The sequence below is a fragment of the bacterium genome (genome assembly GCA_040755795.1).
GTDB lineage: Bacteria > UBA9089 > CG2-30-40-21 > CG2-30-40-21 > SBAY01 > JBFLXS01.
Map to the genome: position 1 here is coordinate 1 of JBFLXS010000512.1, position 2530 is coordinate 2530.

The 2530-nt window shown below is 36.4% G+C and carries 5 protein-coding genes; 1 reads left to right on the forward strand and 4 read right to left on the reverse strand.

What is annotated here, in order from left to right; all coding sequences use genetic code 11:
- Positions 1-121: 121 nt before the first annotated feature.
- The 4 genes from AB1414_19065 to AB1414_19080 form a co-directional block, all read right to left on the reverse strand.
- Positions 122-325, reverse strand: a complete 204-nt coding sequence (locus AB1414_19065; GenBank protein ID MEW6609513.1) for a type II toxin-antitoxin system RelE/ParE family toxin — start codon at positions 323-325, stop codon at positions 122-124.
- 1 nt (position 326) lies between these two features.
- The gene (locus tag AB1414_19070; protein MEW6609514.1) at positions 327-515 is read right to left on the reverse strand and encodes a hypothetical protein; all 189 of its coding nucleotides are present in this window, start codon (positions 513-515) and stop codon (positions 327-329) included.
- Between the two features lie 193 nt (positions 516-708).
- A complete protein-coding gene (locus AB1414_19075) occupies positions 709-822 on the reverse strand; it encodes an MjaI family restriction endonuclease (protein MEW6609515.1) in 114 nt (37 codons plus the stop codon).
- Between the two features lie 34 nt (positions 823-856).
- A complete protein-coding gene (locus AB1414_19080) occupies positions 857-2161 on the reverse strand; it encodes a site-specific DNA-methyltransferase (GenBank protein ID MEW6609516.1) in 1305 nt (434 codons plus the stop codon).
- A gap of 67 nt (positions 2162-2228) precedes the next feature.
- Between AB1414_19080 and AB1414_19085 the strand changes: the two genes are divergently transcribed.
- Positions 2229-2530: hypothetical protein (locus AB1414_19085; protein ID MEW6609517.1), on the forward strand; the 302-nt coding region annotated here is incomplete at its 3' end.

The following is a 2530-nucleotide window of genomic DNA, read 5'->3' on the forward strand; positions in this document are numbered from 1 at the left end:
TGCCAGGGCAACCTTAGCCATAAATTCAGGACTGAAACTTTTTCGCATTTTCGGACCTCCTTTTTACCATACATTATACCACATAATGTATCTTAACTACTGGTCCGAAAAACCCCTACCATTATATTCTGTAATTACCTAAAATAATTTCTCTGATTTCTTTTCGATTTAATTCTGGAACAATCCGTCCAGATTCGGGAAATAATTCTAATCGTTCTACTGCTTCAAAGACTTGTGCAGTAAACATTTTTGCATAATAATTTGAATCCCTTGCAATAAAATTTGCTATAGCTTCAATATCATCCAGAGATTGAGGTGTGTCCATTTTATTTTAGCCATCTTTTCATCTTCTCTTTTGCTTCTTCATGAGAAATACATTGCCCTTTATCTGCTTGAGCAATTCCTTTTTCAATCTTTGCAAGTAAATATAAGCGTTCCATTGCATCTTCAATCATAGTTTTTTTTGGTAAGTCACGCAAAGTATCCATTATCTTTTCTTTCTCTAAAGTAATCATTTCTTTGACTCCTTTATTTGTTAGATTCTCTTATCCTTCATCATTTTTTTCGTTTCTCGCAAAGGCTAACGCTGAGTTCAGCGGCGGGGGGAGGATTGTCACTAAACTTTATAAGCACGATTACTCCTTCAGATACTACAAAACTTTCAATCACGGCACAATCCCCCGCCGTCCGCTGCAACAATTCGTAGATTTAGGGTTTGATGCTTATGGGCACTTCATCTATATACCCATCTATTCCCTTTGCTTCCTCCTCAGGGTCAGACATTCTGTATACTTTTCCTAATGTTTCGGCAACGCGTTTCATTATGTAACTTCCTCATTTTTAATCTTGATTTTCCTCATGAATGTTTTTGTCCTCCAATAGCCGCCTTAAACCTTTCATAGTATCGGAACGGGAAAGTTTCATCGATCCGCACTAAATTCGTTCGCAAAAAATGGAGATTAATGAAAGTTTTATTTTTAAGATACAAATAAGAGAGTAAATGATTGGTTTCATCGTATTTGATCTGGTCAAATTTAAGGTAAATGCTTTGCCCTTTTAGTTTATCCCATAACCAGTTAATAGCTTTATTCTCTCTACCCGATACTGCCTTAATACCTATCAATCTCACCATAAGATCATTCGTAAGCTCCATTTCATTCGGTGTAATCACACGCCTCACGCGTAGATATTTTTCTTTCCCATTGTTATTAATGTCAATTTTCGAGCCGAAGGTCATCTTTCTGGGGTCGATCTTTTTGTCAAATTGGACTGGATCATGGAATATGTAGGGTAATGTTTGTATTTGTTGTCGATAATCTATCTCCTTCCCTTCTGGTTTAACAATCTCGATAATGCTTTTATCAAAGATATCTCTTTGCTCGATACCCAATTTCTTTCTAATGATGGGTAAAAAAGACTCATTTATTTCATAACCTATCGAGTTTCTATGAAGGTTTTTTGCAGAGAGAGAAGTTGTCCCACTGCCCAAGAAAGGGTCAAGTACGGTTTCCCCAACAAAACTAAACATTTTAATCAATCGTTTGGGAAGTTCCTCAGGAAACATAGCCAGATGATGATTCTGTTTTTCACCAGGAAAATTCCAATGTCCAGCAAAATATTCGTTCCATTCCTCTACGGATAGGATGGACTGTCCCTTTGCTGTTTTATTGATCTTTGGGGAGCATCCGGGCTTCTTAAATAGTAGAATAAACTCATAATCAATCTTAACAATACCATTGCGTGGATAAGGATATGAACCCATAATGGTGGCACCGCCTGTGGTATTGCAAGTTGTTACCTTTTGCCAAATGAGGGCTCCCATATAATCAAACCCGATGGACTCGCAAAATTTGATAATTTCGGTTCTTATAGGAATTACCTTGTATCGGCCATAATAGACGGCTCTTGCGAATTGGTCTCCAATATTGATACACAATCGACAACCTGTATGTAATGTCCGATAGCTCTCCTTCCAGACTAAGTTCAAATTGTTGATGTATTCTTCATATGTGTCATGGAAGCCGATCTGGTGAATATTGTCGTAGTCCTTAAGTTGCCAATATGGGGGTGAGGTAATAATAAGGTGGACAGAATCATTACTCACTTCCTGCATAGATCTTGAATCGGCAATTATAATTTTATGTCGTGTCATATCTTCCATATTCGCTTACCCCTTCTTTTGTTAGGTAAAAACTATGCTTTGCCATCTTTTTCTTTTCTTATCACTTTTGTTATCAATAAGTTATGCAAAAAATAAATTCAATATTCAAGGTTTGACTCCTAACTCTCTGCTTAATTCGTTAGGTATAAAACTTCTTCTGCAATTATTATTTTTTCCCCTTGCCGAAAGTCCATTCCTTAATCAAGGTTTTGTCTTAATTCTTCTCATCTATAGTAACTACATTACACTCGATATTCAAGTTTTTTTAAGATTAAGTGGTTTATCCTTTTTTAACCGCAAAGAACGCAAAGAAATTAACCGCAAAGAACGCAAAGATTATAGGTTGTTCACCACCCTTTTAATTCCTTC

Excerpts from the sequence above, each read along its gene's own strand:
- AB1414_19065 (MEW6609513.1), bottom strand. The coding sequence starts at position 325 with ATGGACACACCTCAATCTCTGGATGATATTGAAGCTATAGCAAATTTT.
- AB1414_19070 (MEW6609514.1), bottom strand. The coding sequence starts at position 515 with ATGATTACTTTAGAGAAAGAAAAGATAATGGATACTTTGCGTGACTTA.
- AB1414_19075 (MEW6609515.1), bottom strand. The coding sequence starts at position 822 with ATGAAACGCGTTGCCGAAACATTAGGAAAAGTATACAGAATGTCTGAC.
- AB1414_19080 (MEW6609516.1), bottom strand. The coding sequence starts at position 2,161 with ATGGAAGATATGACACGACATAAAATTATAATTGCCGATTCAAGATCT.